This is a genomic window from Gillisia hiemivivida (genome assembly GCF_007997295.1).
GTDB classification, from domain to species: Bacteria; Bacteroidota; Bacteroidia; order Flavobacteriales; family Flavobacteriaceae; genus Gillisia; species Gillisia hiemivivida.
Window position 1 is genome coordinate 19,092 of record NZ_VORY01000001.1, and the last position, 18,824, is coordinate 37,915.

Annotated in this window: 17 protein-coding genes; 2 read left to right on the plus strand and 15 right to left on the minus strand. The window is 34.8% G+C overall.

From position 1 onward, the window contains the following. Positions 1–10: 10 nt before the first annotated feature. From ES724_RS00075 to pdxA, 7 genes are all read right to left on the minus strand, one after another. Positions 11–1,129 (minus strand): NAD(P)/FAD-dependent oxidoreductase, encoded by a 1,119-nt coding sequence (locus tag ES724_RS00075; RefSeq protein WP_146928071.1) that lies wholly within the window; start codon positions 1,127–1,129, stop codon positions 11–13. Positions 1,130–2,127: 998 nt separating this feature from the next. Further along, positions 2,128–3,480, minus strand: a complete 1,353-nt coding sequence (accC, locus tag ES724_RS00080; RefSeq protein ID WP_146928073.1) for an acetyl-CoA carboxylase biotin carboxylase subunit — start codon at positions 3,478–3,480, stop codon at positions 2,128–2,130. Positions 3,481–3,534: 54 nt separating this feature from the next. Continuing rightward, positions 3,535–4,038, minus strand: coding sequence for an acetyl-CoA carboxylase biotin carboxyl carrier protein (gene accB / locus ES724_RS00085; protein WP_146928075.1), 504 nt, complete (start codon positions 4,036–4,038; stop codon positions 3,535–3,537). Positions 4,039–4,064: 26 nt separating this feature from the next. After that, positions 4,065–5,060, minus strand: coding sequence for a beta-ketoacyl-ACP synthase III (locus ES724_RS00090; protein ID WP_146928077.1), 996 nt, complete (start codon positions 5,058–5,060; stop codon positions 4,065–4,067). Between the two features lie 172 nt (positions 5,061–5,232). Then, positions 5,233–5,430 (minus strand): 50S ribosomal protein L32, encoded by a 198-nt coding sequence (gene rpmF, locus ES724_RS00095; RefSeq protein ID WP_010228148.1) that lies wholly within the window; start codon positions 5,428–5,430, stop codon positions 5,233–5,235. 9 nt (positions 5,431–5,439) lie between these two features. Then, positions 5,440–5,982, minus strand: a complete 543-nt coding sequence (locus ES724_RS00100; protein ID WP_146928079.1) for a YceD family protein — start codon at positions 5,980–5,982, stop codon at positions 5,440–5,442. A gap of 95 nt (positions 5,983–6,077) precedes the next feature. Then, positions 6,078–7,124 (minus strand): 4-hydroxythreonine-4-phosphate dehydrogenase PdxA, encoded by a 1,047-nt coding sequence (gene pdxA, locus ES724_RS00105; RefSeq protein WP_146928081.1) that lies wholly within the window; start codon positions 7,122–7,124, stop codon positions 6,078–6,080. Positions 7,125–7,183: 59 nt separating this feature from the next. Between pdxA and ES724_RS00110 the strand changes: the two genes are divergently transcribed. Further along, positions 7,184–7,771: a riboflavin synthase gene (locus tag ES724_RS00110; protein ID WP_146928083.1), complete on the plus strand. Its 588-nt coding sequence runs from the start codon at positions 7,184–7,186 to the stop codon at positions 7,769–7,771. Here the strand turns inward: ES724_RS00110 and ES724_RS00115 are convergent. Further along, on the minus strand, positions 7,768–8,127 hold the full coding sequence (locus ES724_RS00115; RefSeq protein ID WP_146928085.1) for a hypothetical protein: 360 nt from the start codon (positions 8,125–8,127) through the stop codon (positions 7,768–7,770). The genes ES724_RS00110 and ES724_RS00115 overlap by 4 nt on opposite strands. Positions 8,128–8,709: 582 nt before the next feature. Here ES724_RS00115 and ES724_RS00120 point away from each other — a divergent pair. Further along, positions 8,710–9,918: a site-specific integrase gene (locus ES724_RS00120; RefSeq protein ID WP_146928087.1), complete on the plus strand. Its 1,209-nt coding sequence runs from the start codon at positions 8,710–8,712 to the stop codon at positions 9,916–9,918. Positions 9,919–10,058: 140 nt separating this feature from the next. Here the strand turns inward: ES724_RS00120 and ES724_RS00125 are convergent, their stop codons facing one another. From ES724_RS00125 to ES724_RS00155, 7 genes are all read right to left on the minus strand, one after another. Further along, positions 10,059–11,168 (minus strand): HigA family addiction module antitoxin, encoded by a 1,110-nt coding sequence (locus ES724_RS00125; RefSeq protein WP_146928089.1) that lies wholly within the window; start codon positions 11,166–11,168, stop codon positions 10,059–10,061. 2 nt (positions 11,169–11,170) lie between these two features. Then, positions 11,171–11,491 (minus strand): type II toxin-antitoxin system RelE/ParE family toxin, encoded by a 321-nt coding sequence (locus ES724_RS00130; RefSeq protein WP_146928091.1) that lies wholly within the window; start codon positions 11,489–11,491, stop codon positions 11,171–11,173. A 740-nt stretch (positions 11,492–12,231) separates the two neighbouring features. After that, on the minus strand, positions 12,232–12,933 hold the full coding sequence (locus ES724_RS00135; RefSeq protein ID WP_146928093.1) for a M48 family metallopeptidase: 702 nt from the start codon (positions 12,931–12,933) through the stop codon (positions 12,232–12,234). After that, positions 12,933–16,052, minus strand: a complete 3,120-nt coding sequence (locus ES724_RS00140) for a type I restriction endonuclease subunit R (protein ID WP_146928095.1) — start codon at positions 16,050–16,052, stop codon at positions 12,933–12,935. The genes ES724_RS00135 and ES724_RS00140 overlap by 1 nt, the downstream gene beginning before the upstream one ends. Before the next feature lie 202 nt (positions 16,053–16,254). Beyond that, positions 16,255–16,626, minus strand: coding sequence for a hypothetical protein (locus tag ES724_RS00145; RefSeq protein ID WP_146928097.1), 372 nt, complete (start codon positions 16,624–16,626; stop codon positions 16,255–16,257). A gap of 100 nt (positions 16,627–16,726) precedes the next feature. After that, a complete protein-coding gene (locus ES724_RS00150; RefSeq protein ID WP_170249822.1) occupies positions 16,727–17,830 on the minus strand; it encodes a CBASS cGAMP synthase in 1,104 nt (367 codons plus the stop codon). Next, complete coding sequence (locus tag ES724_RS00155; RefSeq protein WP_146928101.1) at positions 17,763–18,812, minus strand: CBASS cGAMP-activated phospholipase; 1,050 nt, start codon at positions 18,810–18,812, stop codon at positions 17,763–17,765. The genes ES724_RS00150 and ES724_RS00155 overlap by 68 nt, the downstream gene beginning before the upstream one ends. Between the last annotated feature and the right edge of the window lie 12 nt (positions 18,813–18,824).

Consider the following 18,824-nt stretch of genomic DNA (forward strand, 5'->3'; position numbering starts at 1 on the left):
AATTAAACCCTCAATGAGGGATTAGATCTGCTAATTCTCTCCCTACCAAACTTCCAATGGCAACGCCCATTCCTCCTAACCGAACTCCGCAATAGGTATTATTAGAAAGCTGCTTTATAATCGGTTTCTTTTGAATTCCTACTCCCATGATTCCGCTCCATCGCCTATCTATTTCGAAATCTACATTCGGCAAAATAGTCTCTCTCAAAAGTGCTTCTAATTTATTCTGAATAAGAGCTGTTTCACCAAGAGTGGTAGTTTCTTCTGTCTCAATATCCAGATTTCTCCCGCCTCCAAGCAAGATACGATTATCTATATTTCTGAAATAATAAAAACCTTTGTCTAAATGAAAAGTTCCTTTTATCTGAAGGTTTTCTATCGGTTTTGTAATAAGAACCTGAGCTCTTGCCGGTTTTACTGACTCCAAGCCTAGTTGAGATGCAAAACCATTGGTGGCGATAAGTAGCTTTTTTGTGGAAAATTCAAATTGATCTGTCTTGATCTTTACTGAAGAATCTCCTTCAGAAAATTCTTCAACACTTATATTATTTAGGATCTTGATTCCTGCTTTACGCGCTTTTTGAAGCAAGGCTTCCATCATTTTCCCGGTGTTTATTTGACCTTCAAATTTGTTGAAGATCACCACTTCTTCGATCTTTTTAAAATTGAATTTATTTGGAACTTTACTAAAAACATCCTCATTGAATACAGGATTTAAAAGCTTATTCACATAATCCATTTTAGAGTGGCACTCTTCCAAAAGTGATCTGTCCTCTGGAGTGAAAAGCTCATATCCTCCCCATAGATTGAAGTCTATGGCGTTATCTCCTAAAGTCTCACGTAACAAGGCTAACCCATCTACACGTTTTTGAACCAGTTGCACCACTTCTTCCTCTGAGTGCGAATTAAGATCGTCCATAATTTCGGAAAGGCTTCCAAAACATGCAAATCCGGCATTCTTGGTACTTGCTCCATTTGGTAAAAATCCGCGTTCTAAGATCAGGATATTGTCTTTCGGGAATTTTTCTCTCAGTCTGAGGGCTGCATTAAGACCAACAATTCCGCTGCCAATAATAGTGTGTTCTATATTAGATAGCCAAGACTGATGTTCCCAGTAGGATAAGTTCATGCGTTTAATTTAGCTGTGAAATTACATAAAGTTTGGGAGAAAATTTTATGGAGAAATCGCTTCTCTCCCAATAGTTATCGTGAGAGAAGTGACAATCGTGATGCATTTTGTCATCCTGACGAAGGAAGGATCTCATATTAAAGAAGATTACTGCTTCTTAGAGATTCTTCGCTATGCTCAGAATGACAAGTCCGATTAATGATGATTAGCGAGTTACGACAGGCCAAAAGTGACAATAGAAATTCCATTTGTCATCCTGGCAAAGGAAGGATCTCATTTATAAAACAATAAGTAGTGCTCCTTGGAGATTTTTCACTGCGTTCAAAATGACAATGCATACTTTAGTACGTAGGATGAAATGAAGACTTCTCGATTCTAATTTAGAGACTATTTTATTTTTATTTGTCATCCTGACGAAGGAAGGATCTCATTTATAAAACAATAAGTAGTGCTCCTTAGAGATTTTTCACTGCGTTCAAAATGACAATGCATACTTTATTACGTAGGATGAAATGAAGACTTCTCGACTCCAATGTAGAGACTGTTTTATCTTCATTTGTCATCCTGGCAGAGGAAGGATCTCATTTATAAAACAATAAGTAGTGCTCCTTGGAGATTTTTCACTGCGTTCAAAATGACAATGCATACTTTATTACGTAGGATGAAATGAAGACTTCTCGACTCTAATGTAGAGACTATTTTATCTTTATTTGTCATCCTGACTAAGGAAGGATCTCATTTATAACACAATAAGTAGTGCTCCTTAGAGATTTTTCACTGCGTTCAAAATGACAATCGCATGCTTTGTTACTTATGAATAAATGATGGCTTCTCGTCTTCACTCAAAGTGAAAATGAAAAGTAAAATTTGGGTTAGGGATAGCAGCGGGTAGCTCCCAAGACCTTTTTGGATTGGGACTATGAGCGAATAGCCCGGCCGCTCTTTTAAGAGGAGCGGAAACCCCATAAAAATAGCCCCGAAAATTCGAGGCTTATAAGTTATTCTTCTTTGATGGGATCCATTTTCCAGTCCTCCATAAATTTAGTTGTGTAATTCCCGTCTACATAATCTGGATGATCCATTAACTGCCTATGGAATGGAATAGTGGTTTTTACACCTTCTATAACGAACTCATCCAAAGCGCGTTTCATTTTACTGATAGCTTCTTCTCTGGTTTGAGCAGTTGTGATCAATTTAGCGATCATAGAGTCATAATTTGGAGGAATAGAATATCCACTATATACGTGCGTATCTATTCTCACACCATGACCTCCGGGCGCATGTAAATTGGTGATCTTCCCTGGTGAAGGTCTAAAGCCGTTATAAGGATCTTCCGCGTTAATTCTACATTCTATAGAGTGCAGTTTTGGGAAGTAATTCTTCCCGGAAAGCGGAATTCCAGCCGCAACCAAAATTTGCTCCCGAATAAGATCGTAATCTATTACTTGTTCTGTTATTGGGTGTTCTACCTGGATACGAGTATTCATCTCCATGAAGTAGAAATTCCTATGCTTATCTACCAAGAACTCTACAGTTCCGGCTCCTTCATAATTAATGAATTCTGCTGCTTTAACAGCTGCGTCTCCCATTTGCTTTCTCAACTTATCTGTCATGAAAGGCGAAGGTGTTTCTTCGGTAAGCTTTTGATGTCTTCTTTGGATAGAGCAATCTCTTTCTGAAAGGTGACATGCTTTTCCTGTACTATCTCCAACAACCTGAATCTCGATATGGCGTGGCTCTAAAATGAGTTTTTCCATATACATCCCATCATTTCCAAAGGCAGCGGCAGATTCCTGACGAGCAGAGTCCCATGCGTCTTCCAGATTCTCTTCTTTCAATACGGCCCGCATTCCTTTACCACCACCACCGGCAGTAGCTTTAAGCATTACAGGAAAGCCCATATCTTGTGCAGTCTTTAAACAATCTGCATAATCTTTAAGCAAGCCCTCTGATCCTGGGATACAAGGAACGCCTGCAGCCGTCATGGTTGCTCTGGCTGATGCTTTATCTCCCATTTTATCGATCATATCTGGACTGGCACCAATAAATTTGATGTTATGTTCCTGACAGATCTTTGAAAACTTAGAGTTTTCAGCTAAAAATCCATATCCGGGATGAATAGCGTCTGCATTTGTTATTTCTGCTGCAGCAATTATGTTTGAAATTTTTAAATAAGACAGATTACTAGGAGGTGGTCCTATACAAACTGCTTCATCTGCAAAACGAACGTGAAGACTTTCGGCATCTGCAGTAGAATATACTGCAACCGTTTTTATTCCCATTTCTCTGCAGGTACGGATAATTCGCAATGCGATCTCACCCCTGTTGGCAATTAATATTTTTTTAAACATACCTTTATATTTTTTACTGAAACAGTAAAATTAAAATCTATTAGGAAGGTCGATTTAAGACGGATCTACCAAGAATAATGGTTGATCGAATTCTACTGGGGAAGAATCGTCTACTAGTACTTTTACAATCTTACCAGAGACTTCACTTTCAATTTCATTGAAAAGTTTCATCGCTTCGATCACACAAAGAACGTCTCCTACTTTAATGCTGTCTCCCACTTCCACAAAAACAGGTTTATCCGGAGATGGCTTACGGTATAAAGTTCCAATAATTGGAGACTTTACAGTGATGTGTTTTGAAGATTCGTCTGGGGCAGATTCCTGAGAATCGCCGGCAGCGGCTTTAGGAGCTTCTTGTGCGACAGCCGGAGCTTGTTGTTGCTGAGGCATGGCTTGCTGCATTTGTCCTTGCATTGGCATTTGTTGAAAATAAGTTGGTTCCTTATCTTCAGATCCTGTTTTGATGGTGATCTTAATATCATCCATTTCGAGTTTTACCTCACTAGCACCAGACTTTGCTACAAACTTGATTAAATTTTGAATTTCTTTTATATCCATAATAAGAATATTAGGGTGTTGAATTGTTAAGAATTATAGGCCCATTTGAGATAAATAGATCCCCATGTGAATCCGCCTCCAAATGTCGCAAATATTAAATTGTCTCCTTTTTTAAATTTTTTCTCGAAATCGCTCAATAATAATGGCAAGGTCGCAGAGGTTGTGTTTCCGTATCGCTCAATATTCATCAATACTTTCTCCTCTCCGAGATTCATCCTGCTTGCAGTTGCACCAACAATGCGTTTGTTTGCCTGGTGTGCAATTAACCAATGAACATCATCATTAGTAAGATTATTCTTTTTCATGATCTGTTCACTCACATCGGCCATATTGGAAACTGCATATTTAAATACTGTTTTTCCATCTTGCTGAACATAGTGTCTTTTACTTCCTACCGTTTCTTCTGAAGGTGGCATCAAAGATCCACCGGCTTCGATCTTTAAAGAATGCCTTCCAATCCCATCGCTGCGTAAAATTTCGTCCTGTAAACCTAATCCTTCAGTATTTGGTTCAAACAAAACAGCTCCGGCACCATCACCAAAGATGATACAAGTTGTTCTGTCTGTATAATCTATTATAGAAGACATTTTATCGGCTCCTATAAGCAATACTTTTTTATATCTACCAGATTCTATATAAGCACTTGCTGTAGACATTCCATATAAAAAACCGGAACAGGCAGCTTGAAGATCATATCCAAAAGCATTTGTAGCTCCTATTTCTGTAGCCACATAAACAGCTGTTGCTGCTACAGGCATATCTGGAGAAATTGTGGCTAGTATAACCAGGTCTATTTCTTCAGGATTAATATTTGCTTTAGTTATAAGGTCTTGGGCGGCTTTTATAGCCATAAAGGAAGTTCCTAAAGTAGGGTCTTTAAGGATGCGGCGCTCTTTAATTCCAGTGCGTGAAAAAATCCATTCATCATTGGTGTCCACCATTTTCTCCAAATCTTTATTGGACAAAATATCGGTAGGGACATAGGCACCTACAGCTGTAATTGCTGCTGTGATTTTATTCATAAAAATCTAATTTTAAACTCTTTGCAATAGTTAAGTACTCTTTCTTAGAGAAAGAAAAGTACTGAAAATTCTTTTGAATCGGGTTGCAAATTAAGGCCTTTTTAGGACTTATTCAACTTAAAACAAAAAACTCCCACAATGTGAGAGTTTGTATTCTAGCAAAGCTCTATAATTAGGCTTGTACCTCTTCTGTATTATCAATTAAAACCTGACCACGGTAATATAATTTACCTTCATGCCAATGAGCTCTGTGATACACATGTGCCTCTCCTGTAGTAGGATCTTTTGCAATTTGTGGAACAGTAGCTTTATAATGTGTTCTTCTCTTATCTCTTCTCGTTTTGGAGATTTTTCTCTTAGGATGTGCCATTGCTACGTATTATTTATCGTTTAATAAGTTTTTTAATTTATTCCAGCGAGGATCTATATTTTCCTCATTGTCATTATCTTCATTAGTTCCTTTCGGACTTAATTCTTCCAGTTTATCGAGTACATCAGATTTTAATGTTCCATCTTCTATACCCGGATGAATTCTTTTATGCGGAACTGCTAACACGATGATCTCATACACATATTGTGCTATGTTAATCTCGTATTCTCCATGAGGCAATATTAATAACTCCTCATTTTCATCGTTAAATTCATCTCCAAAATTCACAACCAATCTCAAACTACCAGAAATTGGCATATCAAAAGGTTCGTTTGTGAGATCGCAATTAACGTTCACAGTTCCCGAAGTTTCAAAGAAAAGCTCCATCATAGTTGCTTTCTTGTCTAACACTAAATCTACATGTAGATTTGCATTATTGAAGTCTTCGTATTCAAAATGTTCAAATAACTCTTTGCCAATCTCGTACTCAAAACCGTGACTTCCAATCTTAAGCCCTACAAATGGGATTGTATATGCCGCTAATTTCCTCATATCATCATCGTTTTCACGCGCCCGCCCTCGAGCTAAGGCAGGTGCAAAGATATAAAATATAATGAATTAACTATTCGTTATAAACAATATTTTGTTTATATCTTTTTCCCTAGTTTTTTCAGGGGGTTTCGAGTGATTTTTTGATATTCCTCTCTCGTTTTATATATTTCTAAGGCTTTAAAGACCGCTTCTTTAAATGAATTTATGTTCGCACAATCTTTACCGGCAATTTCAAAAGCTGTCCCATGATCTGGAGAGGTTCTAATCTTTCTCAAACCGGCAGTATAATTTACCCCTTCTCCAAAAGATAAGGTTTTAAATGGAATTAGACCTTGATCATGATAAGATGCGATCACAGCATCAAAATTCGCATGATTCTTGGAACCGAAAAAACTATCTGCTGCATAAGGGCCATATACCAAATGCCCTTTATCTCTAATTTTTTGAAGCGTAGGCTTTAATATTTCTTCATCTTCATTGCCTATTAATCCATTATCTCCACTATGAGGATTAATTCCTAATACTGCGATTTTTGGTTTGGAAACTCTAAAATCTTGCTTCAGGGTCTGGGTAATAGTGGCTATCTTCTTTTCAATCAATTCTGGAGTGATCACGTTTGCTATGTCCTTTAATGGAACATGATCTGTTAGCAAACCAACTTTTAAATTATCGGAGATCATGAACATCAAGCTATCTCCTTTTAGTTGTTTCGCTAAATAATCGGTATGACCCGGAAATTTAAAATCTTCAGACTGAATTGTATTTTTATTAATTGGGGCTGTTACCAGCACATCAATTTCATCGGCAACTAAAGCATTTGTTGCAGCTTCCAGAGATTTAAAGGCATATTTTCCACTTTCCGGATCTTCTTTTCCGAAGTTTATTTCTACACTTTCCTTCCAAATATTTACAACATTGATCTTTCCTTCAATTGCATCAGCAGCAGATTCTACTCCTTGAAAATTTAGAGAGAGTTTAAAGTGTTTCTTATAAAAATTTAAAGTTTTAACAGAAGCAAAAATAATAGGGGTACAAAAATCCAGCATTCTAGAATCTTCAAAAGTTTTTAGAACTATTTCTCCACCAACACCATTTAGATCTCCAATACTGATTCCTAATTTTATCTTTTGAACGGACTTCATAATTATTCCCCTTTTTTATTTATATTTTTACACCACAAATGTAACAATAATCTACAACCATGTTTACCGGAATCGTTGAAGAAGTAGGAGAAATACTTGAAATTAAGAAAGATAAAGGCAATCTCAATATTTATGTCGCTGCCTCTATGACCTCAGATTTAAAGATAGATCAGAGTGTAGCTCATAATGGGGTTTGTTTAACTGTAGTTGCTATAAATGATAATTCATATCTGGTCACAGCTATTCAAGAAACATTAGAGAAATCTAATTTAGGAAGTTTAAATGCGGGAGACCGCGTCAATTTAGAACGAGGAATGAAGTTGGGAGCAAGATTAGATGGGCATCTTGTGCAAGGACATGTAGACCAAACTGCTGAATGTGTTGGCGTTAAAGAAGAAAATGGAAGTTGGGTCTTCACTTTTAATTATGATTCGGCTTTAGGAAATATAACTATAGAAAAGGGGTCTATTACCATAAATGGGGTTAGCCTTACTGTAGTGAATTCTGAAATCCATCAGTTTAGTGTGGCCATTATACCTTACACCTATGAACACACCACATTTAAAAATCTAAAACAAGGGGAAACTGTAAATCTTGAATTTGATGTTATTGGGAAGTATGTAAAACGTTTAACTCAAATGGGTTAAGCCACTTTTTTAGATCTTAAATAATAGATCCCAAGCCCAAGACCAGCTATTAAAAGGTATGGTAATTTAGAATCTATTGGTAAACCTGGTGGCGGTGGTACACCTTGCCTGCAGTCCCTGGCTAGTCTGCACTCTCCCCTGCAAAAACGTTCTCCCGATTCACAATTTGGCCCCTTGTTCTGCGCATAAGATTCAAAATTAAAAGAGGATAAAAGAATAAGTGCCACAACAGAAGTGCGCAATAACAATTTGGATGGTTTTGAAACAATATTCCAAAAAGCCTCGCAAAGATTTATTCCGAATAAAAAAACCGCTCTTATTTCTAAGGCTAGGTAGATTAAGGTTTTTCTCATCATAATTACGTGCAATTTACTTTATATATAAATCACTTAAAAACTTGTTACGCAATATTAACGTAATAATTCCCAACGAAGTTTCAAAAATTTAAAATTAATCGAATAAAAGAATCAAAACACCTTTTTATTGAATTTTGAATACACATAATGAGATTAACTCTAACAATACTTATTTGCCAGCTTTTTTTATAAGCCAACTATGAATTTTAATGAAATTTTTAGGGTTCTTAATCTATTCAAGCTTAAATAGATAAGTAGAATAAAGATACATATCTTAATTTCATTTCAAAAATTAATTTTAAACAGCATTTGGGCAAAGAAATCAAGACTGATTAATGAGACTATGACATAAAAAAAGCCTCTCACAAAGTGAAAGGCTTCTAATTATTCTGTGGTCCCACCTGGACTCGAACCAGGGACCACCTGATTATGAGATGAGAAAAATGGAGTTTCTTTTAGCTTCTTTTGCTTTCTTATATCTTGATAATAAACACTTTAACTAAATTTAATTTTCTTTAAGCAAGATTTGTTTTACCTTAGAACAGTGATTTGTTGTACCTATGTTGTACCCAATTTTTGCTTATGGCGACAATTAAAACTGTTCTAAGAAAGAAAAAATTATCTGATGGTTCGTTCCCTATTTGTTTACGCGTAACCAAAGACAGAAAAACCAAATATTTCTCTACGATATTTAGGTCTATGCCATATGAATGGAATGAAAGTTCTGGTGATTTCAGAAAGAATGCTGAAAATTACATTCAAAGTAATCGGTTATTACTAAAGCTAAAATCTCAGGCCTTTAAAGTTTACACTGCTTTGGAAATTGAAAATAAGCATTTCAGCCTAGATGATTTTGAAAATTGTTTTCGTGAAGAGAAAAATCCAGTTCAAAATAATATTTTTAATTTTTGGAAAGAGATTGTAGATGAAATGAATACTGCTGGCAGAACTGGAAATGCGCGAGTTTATAAAGATGTACTACATGTTGTAAAGCTTTTTCATAGAAGTCATCATCTACTCTTCAAGGATGTTACTCCCAGCTTTCTAAATAAATTTGAAGTTTTCTGCAGGGCTCGCGGTGGAACCGATGGCGGTATTGCGATAAAAATGAGAGCCATAAGAGCTATTTATAATTTTGCAATACAACGAAATTTAGCCAAAGAAGAAGCATATCCATTTAAGGATTATAAAATTTCTAAACTAAAAGGTAAAGGATTGAAAAAAGCACTCAGCTTTCCCGAAGTATTGGAAATTATTAAACTGGATCTGAATAAGTATCCGCATTTAACAAACTGTAAGCATTATTTCACATTCAGTTTTTATACAAGAGGTATGAACTTCACCGACATGCTTTGGCTTGAATGGAAAAATGTAACTGAAGATCGTATCTATTATACACGTTCAAAAACCAAAGGAAATTTTACAATTAAAATCCTCCCACCTGTTCGTGATATCCTCAACTATTATAAAGAGAGATCTTTAAACACGAAATATGTATTTCCACTACTTTTAAGCGATGACCTTACTTATGCCCAGGTTGCAAATAGAAAGCACAAAACTTTACAACGGTACAATAAAGAATTAAAAGAAATTGCCCAAATATGCAATATCAATAAACCTCTTACTAGTTATGTCGCGAGGCACAGTTTTGCAAATTCCTTAAAGCAAAAAGGAGTGGCTACAGATGTAATTAGTGAATCTATGGGACATCAGAATTTAGCTATTACCCAGGCTTATCTTAAAGAACTTGATAATTGTGTTTTGGATGATGCTAGTGAGTTGTTACTGTAGGAGATTATCTAAAGGTCTAAATAAATCGAATAGCAAGATCTGGTTTAATATTCCAATCTTAATAAGTTTAGCACCTATGCATCATGATTAGCAAAATCATCGATTGTATCAATTTTAAGAAAAAACCAACCATCTTTGGTTTACTGTAGATTATAAATAATTTGGGTTTTTACTTTATAAAACTCTAATTTATGGCAAACTCGTCCACGGAGGATACTAGGATGTATTCCTATATATTTTGCATGATCAATTAGGTTAGCGTCTTTTAATGGCTCTAGACCATATTTTTCAAAGTACTGACTCCATTCAGAATCAGAAATCAAAAACTCCTCTGCAAACCTGTTTGCTTCTTTTTCTTCAATTGAATTTTTGTAATTTTTTTCTTCATTCTTGGAATCTAAATCTATAAAGCGACACTCATTATTGTTAACCAAGTGCTTAAATATATGTCCTAATTCGTGAAAAAGCGTAAACGCAAAATTATCTACTCGCTTATGTCGTATCGACATTCCTATTGCTGGGTTGCCGTTACTCCAAAATGAAATTCCATCAACAGGTGATTTAGTCCCCTTTTTTTGAATAATTAACTTAATACCATATTCAGCGAGCAAATTTATAGAAGATTTTATGGTATCTTCATTCTCAGTAATAATCTCCTTCAATTTATGTATCAATACATTTTGACATGTATAATTAAAATTTGGAACAAGAAACATACTAGCCTTATACTCTACTAATTTAGACCATCCTATTATATTGATAGGGTCAATTGCAAGCTTTGTAGATTTTCTGAATCGAGAAAAACTAGGTTCTGTTCGCATATTTGCTAGTTGTTCAAAATGTTCCACATCATAAATAGTCTTAATCAGTTTTACATCATCTATTGGATCTCCTTTCAGAATTTTTTCCTTTTTCAAAAAACTGTAAGCAATTTTATCCTTAATAAAGTTAAGTTGTTCAATCGCCTCTAATCTCTCACTATTCTTTGCCTTCATCCGTGCGGAATCCAGATCATAATTCTTCTGGGCTTCCATCCAAAAATCGGCATCAATTCCCAGAGCTTTCTCCAATAGAATAGCTAAATCAGCATTAAGGTTTCTCTTACTTTTAATAAACTCATTTAGTTGGCTTCTTTTAAAACCTATTATTTTTGCAAATTCTGATTGAGAAATATCAGAAGCATCTAATTCATCCTTTAAAATTTCTCCTGGATGCGTAGCAATAAATGGCGTTAGGTCTGTTGCTTTCATAATTACTCGTAGTGTTTACTGAGTTCTTCTAATTCAAAAATATCAATTTGTAGGGAGCCTTTTTCTGAAGCTATTTCGTTAAAAATAATTCTATATTGCTTATTCACCCATACAGCGCTTTTACCGCTTAGATTGCCCTTTTTCTTTTCGTATCGTAAACTCTTCAACTGATAAAGTTGTTCAACTCGGGTAATGGATTTTAGCGTATTAACAGTTTTTATATACTGTTTAACTAAAGCAGGGTTAGATTTATACTCTTTATGTTTATTAGTTTTCCCTTCATAAAGGTCTTCTAAATAATCTTTTAAAAATAAAATAGTCATTTAATCCTTTTGCAAATATATTATTTTGTTCACGATTATGTGAACAAAATAATGTTAATAATTAATCAAAGTTTATTCATTCCCTAAAAATCTCTCCAATATAAAGAAATTAACTTCCTTCTTATCCTGTAATCTCTTCATAATATTTTATGTCTATCATTAAACTTATCGAACATTTAATCAATAGTTCTCTATCCATTGAGTTTAGCGGAATCAATTGGAGTAAAAAAATATATCATTTTCTGATTTCCTTCCCAAATAGAGCCCTAGGGCTTTTAGGAGGCTCACTTTCGGTGAGCAACATTCCGATATTCAAAAATGCCGTAAAATTAAATATTGCTAATGCTTTTAACCGACTAATCTTCTACGTATCAATCAATTGTTTTCACAGAGGGACATCAGTGTCCCTCTGTGAATTATCTTCCATGGGAAAGAGGAATCTTGAAGTCATTAACATTTATCTGAATTGAAAATAACACGCTTGAACGTTTATTTGCAAGACATCCATTAAAAATTATGCTTGTTTAAAGAAATAAGGAAAGGTATAAAAGCAAAAGACACACCCTGGGACGCTGTGCAAATGGGTAGCGTGGTGTGTACTGTTATAGCAAAATTACAAACTTTATTCCGATTAAAATTACTTGTATTCTCAAAAAAAACACCTTAACACTAGTGTTTACGAGGATTTCCTTTTATGGGTGTCCAATTAGATACTGTTTATAAAGTTTATACTACCCGTCCTAAGACAATTTATTTTCCAATTTATCTTTCCACTTTTTCCAAGTAGGCATTATAGTGTCCAATGTTCTATAAAATTCTTTGTTGTGATTGGCAACCACCAAATGACACATTTCGTGCACTAAAACGTATTCAATACACTTTGAGGATGCTTTTATAATTTCTGGATTCAATACAACTTTATCTATGGTATTACAACTCCCCCAGCGCTTTGTCATTCTTCTAATTTCAATGGTCGGCATTTTAAAATCATACTCTTTAAATCTGGAATGCGCTTCAATAGCTAACGAATTAAACTTTTTTTCAGCATGAGAATAATACCAGTGTGCTAAAAGTTTTTTGACAAGCTCTTGTTTTATTTCGTCCTTACAGACTACTTCTAGTTTTCCAGCTTTAAGTTTTACCTGATTTTCTGAACCTAGACTGACTTTCAATAGATAGGATTTACCTAAATAGTGATGTGTTTCGCCAGAAACATAGTTTCGCTTTGGTGTTCTTGGTAAAAACTGCTCAAAGTATGCTTGTTGTTTTACAATCCATTTGGCGCGTTTTTCTACTTTTTGCTCAATATCTTGAAATGAACTATTGTTTGGAGCTATTATATGTACCGAACTATCTGGATGCACTTCTATTCCCAATGTTTTCCGATTGGATCTTTTGAGTTCATAAAAAATCTCCTGACTCCCGTATTGTATTTTATTCATCAGAAATTATTTTTAGCTACTCTCAAGCATTTAATTAAGATTGAATCAATTTCATCAAAGCTTATCTCAATACCTAATTGCGTTCTTTTCCCAATTAGATAATCTTCTATTTCATTCTCCATTCGGTTTTGAACATCTACATTCTTTTTCCAGTCTGTTATGATAAGATTGTTAACGATGGCTTCAATTTCAAGTCCTGCTTGGGCCACTTTATTTTTACTGATTTCTTTGTCTAGCTTTTTGTTTAAAACTTCATTTAGCGCTCCATAAAAAGCACGTGCTCTTGGCTTGTTTTGCAGGCCTTCAGGAATTCCATCCTGATAGCCATTTGCCAGATCTTCACGTGTTTTTCGCATAGCCTCTAAATATTCTTTTTCTGTGAGTCTTCCGTCGTAAAAATCATTTATGGTTTTTTCAATGAGTTGGGAGAACTTTTTGTAAAAAGCTTCATCTTTTTCCATATTCTCAGTAATCACCCTTTTCATCTGGTTGGCGATAAAATCAGCTTTTGAAGCTGCTGTTTTACCATAGGCTTCCAAGGTTTCTTCCACCATATTTTTATCAAATATGTTTATTTCGCTAGCCATCACTTGTACTTCGTCTGCATCTATGTATGTGTCCAGTAGTTTACGAACCCTTGGTTCATATTCTTTGTAGGAAATTTTTTCTGCATATCTAAACTGAACTGATAAACGCAAACTCTGAAATTTCTTCAATTCATTTTTATAAAAACCAATTTGCTCTAAATTGAATTCAACATAAAAATCATCTGATGCCAATGCAGTTTGTAATAGCCTGGCAAAGGCAGAAACGCGGTCATAGAATTGATCTCGCAAGTCTTTTTCTGAAATATGCCTTTCTAAAGCTTCAATATCGTTTCTATTATAAACTCCTTTAAAAATGTCCCAAACTTCGGCATGACGTACAGGAAGTTTTCGTATTTCATCTTTAATATCTACAACAGTGTTTTTCAAATCCTCTTCATCAAAATCTTCTAAAGCACTATATTCTGTTAAGGCTTCATCTAACTTTCCTAATACTCCCACATAATCAATGATGTGACCGTATTCCTTTCCGGTAAATAATCTGTTTACACGCGCTATGGCTTGGAGTAAATTATGAGCTATTAAAGGCTTAGCTAAGTAGAGGACTGTGTTTCGAGGTGCATCAAATCCTGTGAGCAGTTTGCTTACAACTATTATAATTTCAACTTCATTGCTTTTTTCTTTAAAACGGTCGATGACATAGCTTTCATAAGCTTCTTGATCGTTAAAGCGCTCCAATATTCTTTCCCAATATTTTCTGGATTCACTGGTGCTTTCCGACCAAACATCATCATTATTTTGTCTGCTATCGGGTGGTGTGAAAACAACTCTAGTATTTATTTTTAGCGCGTCATTGGATTGCGTTTCAAAATACTTTTGATATTTAATCGCAGTATCAATTTTTGGAACTGCAAGTTGGGCTTTAAAGCCTGTGCCTTTCCAGTTTTCAGAAAAATGCTTGGAAATATCAAAAGCGATTTCCTCAATAACATTGTCTGACTCGTAAATTTTTGCAATGGTGGCAAACTTCTTTTTTAAATCTTTTTGTGCTTCTTCGCTTAGTGGTGCTGCCAAGCGTTCAAAACCTTTATCGATTTGTTTTTTATTGATGCTTAGTTTTGCCGATCGCCCTTCATACAATAACGGAAGTACCGCACCATCTTTTACCGCTTGGTCTATGGTATATTTATGAATAAAGCCACCAAATTTCTTAGACGTACTTTTTTGGGATTTCATTAATGGTGTTCCTGTAAAACCAATGTAGGATGCATTGGGAACAATACGTTTCATATTGGCGTGAGCCGAGCCATATTGGCTACGGTGACTCTCATCTACCAACACAAAAATATTTTGCGATTTATCTTTAAAAGTAGCACGCTTTGTGGCAATTTCAAATTTGTCGATAATGGTTGTGATGATCTCGTTGCCTTTATCTTGTAATAGCTCAATTAAATCGTTACCGCTTTTAGCTTTTTTTACATGTTTACCACAATTGACAAAGGTTTTAAAAATTTGTTTGTCAAGGCTTATTCTATCGGTTACGATAATAATTCTTGGGGATTCTATAGAAGTATCTAATGCTAATGCTTTGGATAACATAACCATTGTTAAAGATTTACCGCTACCTGTGGTGTGCCATATTACACCACCTTGACGATTGCCTTCCTTATTGCGTGATTTTACACGCTGGATGGTATCCTGAACTGCGAAATACTGTTGGTAACGACATATCTTTTTATCGGGACCATCAAATACAATGTATTTATAGGTTAGATCTAATAAGCGTTTTGGACTGCATAATGCATAAATACCTTTGTCCTGCTCGGTGACTAAACGATCTTCCGAAGGAGTTTGATTTATTTTCTTTTTTAAAAGTTTGGTGACTTCCTTTTCTACATCTTCTTTCCAAAATGACCAAAATTTAGCTGCTGTACCTGTTGCGCCATATTTGACTTCGTTTGGATGCACTGCTAATAATAGTTGCGCATAATAAAATAATTTGGGAATTCCCTCCTCTTCTCTTTGATTTCTAATGTTCTGCGAAATGGCTTCATCTAAAGATTCGTTTTTATCTCTGCGCTTGTTTTCAATAACCACAAACGGAATTCCATTTACAAAGAGCACAATATCTGGACGACGTTTTCCTTTACCGCCTTCTACTTCAAATTCTTCTGCAACGTGAAATACATTATTTTCTGGGTTTTTCCAGTCGATATAATTTACGGTGTATGCCTTGCGGTCGCCTTGGACGGTTTCGTTGAAACTTTTTCCTAAAGTAATTAAATCATAAACACGCTCGTTGGTTTGCACCAAGCCTTCGTTGGGCACATTTTTTAAAGCATTGACAGCTCCTTGAATACTTCCAGTAGAAAATTTATAGGCTTCGTTTTTATAGGTAAACGTATTGATTTTTGACAACTGCTGCGCCAGAATATCATCTAAAATAACGTTGGTATACATTTCGCCACGTGCTTCAAATACCTGGTCTTCGCACAAATATTGCCATCCCATTTTTTGAAGTAAGCTAATCGCTGGTTTTTGTGAGTCGTCGTATTCCGTGTAGTTTGTTGACATAAATTTCAAACTTTATTAACAGATGAAGGCTATCCTTTATCTTTATATATTTTTTATTAGAAACTTTTCTTTTCTCTATAAGACAAATATTGATAAATAACTACAGAGTGTCTTATAGAATGTCCTATAGAATTACTTTAAGGTTTTATAAGTTCTCCATCTTCTTTCTCCAACTCCTTCTATCTAACCCTCTTCTATCATTTTAGCTAATTGTCTTTTGATTGTTGTCTTTAACTTGTTTATGCGGTTTAAATGGATGTTCCCATCTACCAGTAATAAGATATAATTCATAATAGACGAACCACTCTAAAGTCCAAGGGATTATAGTATTATATATATTGTGTTTTTTACTATCCCAGTACAGATTGTCTGTTTCTGGATGATACAAGCATAAACTTTCTCCCTTTGGATACATATGAATATCATCGTGAAATTCGATATGTGGCTCTATAACGTGAATGTCAGGTGAGTTTTTACCGCTATAAGTTATACTAAAACTATAAGGTTTAGAGTACCTAGTTGGCTTATAATTTCCTTTGCAGTATAATCCATTTTTGTCTATTGAACAGGTCAAAAAATCATAACGCGATTCAACAAACTTTTTCTCTCTAATAAGTATTGCTTTTATTAGAAGATTTTGCTTTCTTAGTTTGAATCTGTTTTTATGATATTTCTTAACCCCCATAATTTGTATGTGGTTTATGTTTCACTCCTTCTGAATTTTCAGAAATTAACCCTGATTTTTGTGAATAAGCCGTACCGCTTAAAACACTTTTCGATATTGCTCTTAAAGCCGCTTCCTTCGCATCAATATCTTCATCTTCTCCCTCAGGAAATCTATCACCTAAATATTTCCTCCAAAGTTTACTAGATTCAAGCTGATTATCTGATTCTATCGCCTTTTTGGCATCATCAATAAAATCAGCAATTGCATCTAAAAAATTTGATTTCTGGTCTGTCGTAAGTTTTCTACAGACATCATCATAAGGTGTAACCGGCATTTCTAAAAACCAAGTGGAATCTATCTGATCCTTAATTTTTTTAATAACCTCATATAAAGCTATATCATCTCTGTCATTAGATTTTAAATGCTCTACAGCCCAAATACTAAATGCAAGACCTGATGGGAATTTACCTTTCGTATTATCTGACCAAGCCTTTAAATATCTCACAAGACGTTTCAATTGACGTAAATTAGGATGATTGTTGAACCATATATAAAAATCCTTGGGATCGCTTTCATTCCAGCCATTATTGCTTGTAGCAAGATTAGGATGGCTGTGCTCATCTTTATTAAAATGATAAACCGGTAAATCTATATGAAAGTCACCTTTATAAATTACTCTGATACATTTTCCTTTTTTTGAAGTCGTAGTTGAAGTGATATTTTCAACAGCTTTATATACCTGATCCATAACTGTAGATGCAGTAACATCCGGGTCTACTTCGTCAAAATATACTCCTAAGTCTAGATCGCAAGTATCATCTTTAGTGCGAATCATTGTTCCCATTTTGTAAGAACCTTGAATCCATGTACCTTTAAAATTGTATTTTGATTTTTCTTTAAAATGTTCAATTATTTTGGTTTTTATATTCTCACGTGCAGTTTTTATTTTCTCTACCTTAGAAGGCGTAACTTCTAGTTTTTCATTAAAGTTTAAAAACAGTTTATTGCAATTTGCCATATTATTTATTTTTAAAGGTTTTGTTTTAGTTAGTTGATGGATAACTATTCCACCGACTGCTATTTTTAATACTTGATACAATAGATTGACCATAATTTTGGTATTTATTACTTGCCATACTCATAAGTTTCTGAAGTTTCATCTTATTATTAGAGTCCATTGCCAGCTTAAATGTGCTTGGCAACTCTTCCTGTATTCTATAGTATTTAAATACTTTATTTTTGATACCTCCTGTTCCTCCTGCGTAAATAGTACACAGGTCGTGCACGTGCTGTGCCTGTGCTTGCATCATTAAATCTATGATCCTAATTTTAGACATCCAGTAGATTTTCCCAAAAGCTTTATTAAATGTCCCAAACAAAATTTTGGATCTTGTTTCGTTATAAGTGGTATAACCTGTTCCAATTGAGTATAACTCAATATCCTCATAATTAACACCAAGGGCACAATGAGCTTCAGTTAAACCTATTAAAGATGGATTATTGGCAAAAACACCCCCATCGATCCTCATGAAAAATTCACGTTTTTCACCTTTGTCATTCTCATAATTATTTGAGTAAGGATCAAAATAAGTAGGAGCTGCTGCCGTAGCCATTGCAATCTGATAGGCTGGAATATGCTTATCAATATGATAAGACTCTTTGTGGGGTGTTTTGAAAACCTTTGGCTTTGCATTTATGAGATCATAGCCAGTAATGCAAACACGAGTTTTTAGGTCATTTATAAGGGGTGTTTTACCATTAAAGCTCTCAGAAAACTTCTCTCTTACTAAATTTTCAAGATTGTTATTGCTATATTTTGCTCGTCGGACACCGAATCTCCCATTAAAAATAAGAGGTTTTGAAAAAATTGATTTTCTATTTTCTACATATAGGTTTTGTGCCTCTTTTGCAGGAATTTTAAGTGCCAAAGCCAAGGCTAATATACCTCCTGTTGAAGTGCCACAAATCAAATCGAAATGATCAGCCAAATGGCCACCTAAATCCGCTTCTAGTTCTGATAGAAACCTTGCGGGATAAACACCTCTAATTCCACCCCCATCAATACTTAATATTTTAAATTTTTTTACTGCCATCCTATTTTTAAA

Coding starts and splice junctions, on each gene's coding strand:
- ES724_RS00075 (WP_146928071.1), bottom strand. CDS start 1,129: ATGAACTTATCCTACTGGGAACATCAGTCTTGGCTATCTAATATAGAA.
- accC (WP_146928073.1), bottom strand. CDS start 3,480: ATGTTTAAAAAAATATTAATTGCCAACAGGGGTGAGATCGCATTGCGA.
- accB (WP_146928075.1), bottom strand. CDS start 4,038: ATGGATATAAAAGAAATTCAAAATTTAATCAAGTTTGTAGCAAAGTCT.
- ES724_RS00090 (WP_146928077.1), bottom strand. CDS start 5,060: ATGAATAAAATCACAGCAGCAATTACAGCTGTAGGTGCCTATGTCCCT.
- rpmF (WP_010228148.1), bottom strand. CDS start 5,430: ATGGCACATCCTAAGAGAAAAATCTCCAAAACGAGAAGAGATAAGAGA.
- ES724_RS00100 (WP_146928079.1), bottom strand. CDS start 5,982: ATGAGGAAATTAGCGGCATATACAATCCCATTTGTAGGGCTTAAGATT.
- pdxA (WP_146928081.1), bottom strand. CDS start 7,124: ATGAAGTCCGTTCAAAAGATAAAATTAGGAATCAGTATTGGAGATCTA.
- ES724_RS00110 (WP_146928083.1), top strand. CDS start 7,184: ATGTTTACCGGAATCGTTGAAGAAGTAGGAGAAATACTTGAAATTAAG.
- ES724_RS00115 (WP_146928085.1), bottom strand. CDS start 8,127: ATGATGAGAAAAACCTTAATCTACCTAGCCTTAGAAATAAGAGCGGTT.
- ES724_RS00120 (WP_146928087.1), top strand. CDS start 8,710: ATGGCGACAATTAAAACTGTTCTAAGAAAGAAAAAATTATCTGATGGT.
- ES724_RS00125 (WP_146928089.1), bottom strand. CDS start 11,168: ATGAAAGCAACAGACCTAACGCCATTTATTGCTACGCATCCAGGAGAA.
- ES724_RS00130 (WP_146928091.1), bottom strand. CDS start 11,491: ATGACTATTTTATTTTTAAAAGATTATTTAGAAGACCTTTATGAAGGG.
- ES724_RS00135 (WP_146928093.1), bottom strand. CDS start 12,933: ATGAATAAAATACAATACGGGAGTCAGGAGATTTTTTATGAACTCAAA.
- ES724_RS00140 (WP_146928095.1), bottom strand. CDS start 16,052: ATGTCAACAAACTACACGGAATACGACGACTCACAAAAACCAGCGATT.
- ES724_RS00150 (WP_170249822.1), bottom strand. CDS start 17,830: ATGGTCAATCTATTGTATCAAGTATTAAAAATAGCAGTCGGTGGAATA.
- ES724_RS00155 (WP_146928101.1), bottom strand. CDS start 18,812: ATGGCAGTAAAAAAATTTAAAATATTAAGTATTGATGGGGGTGGAATT.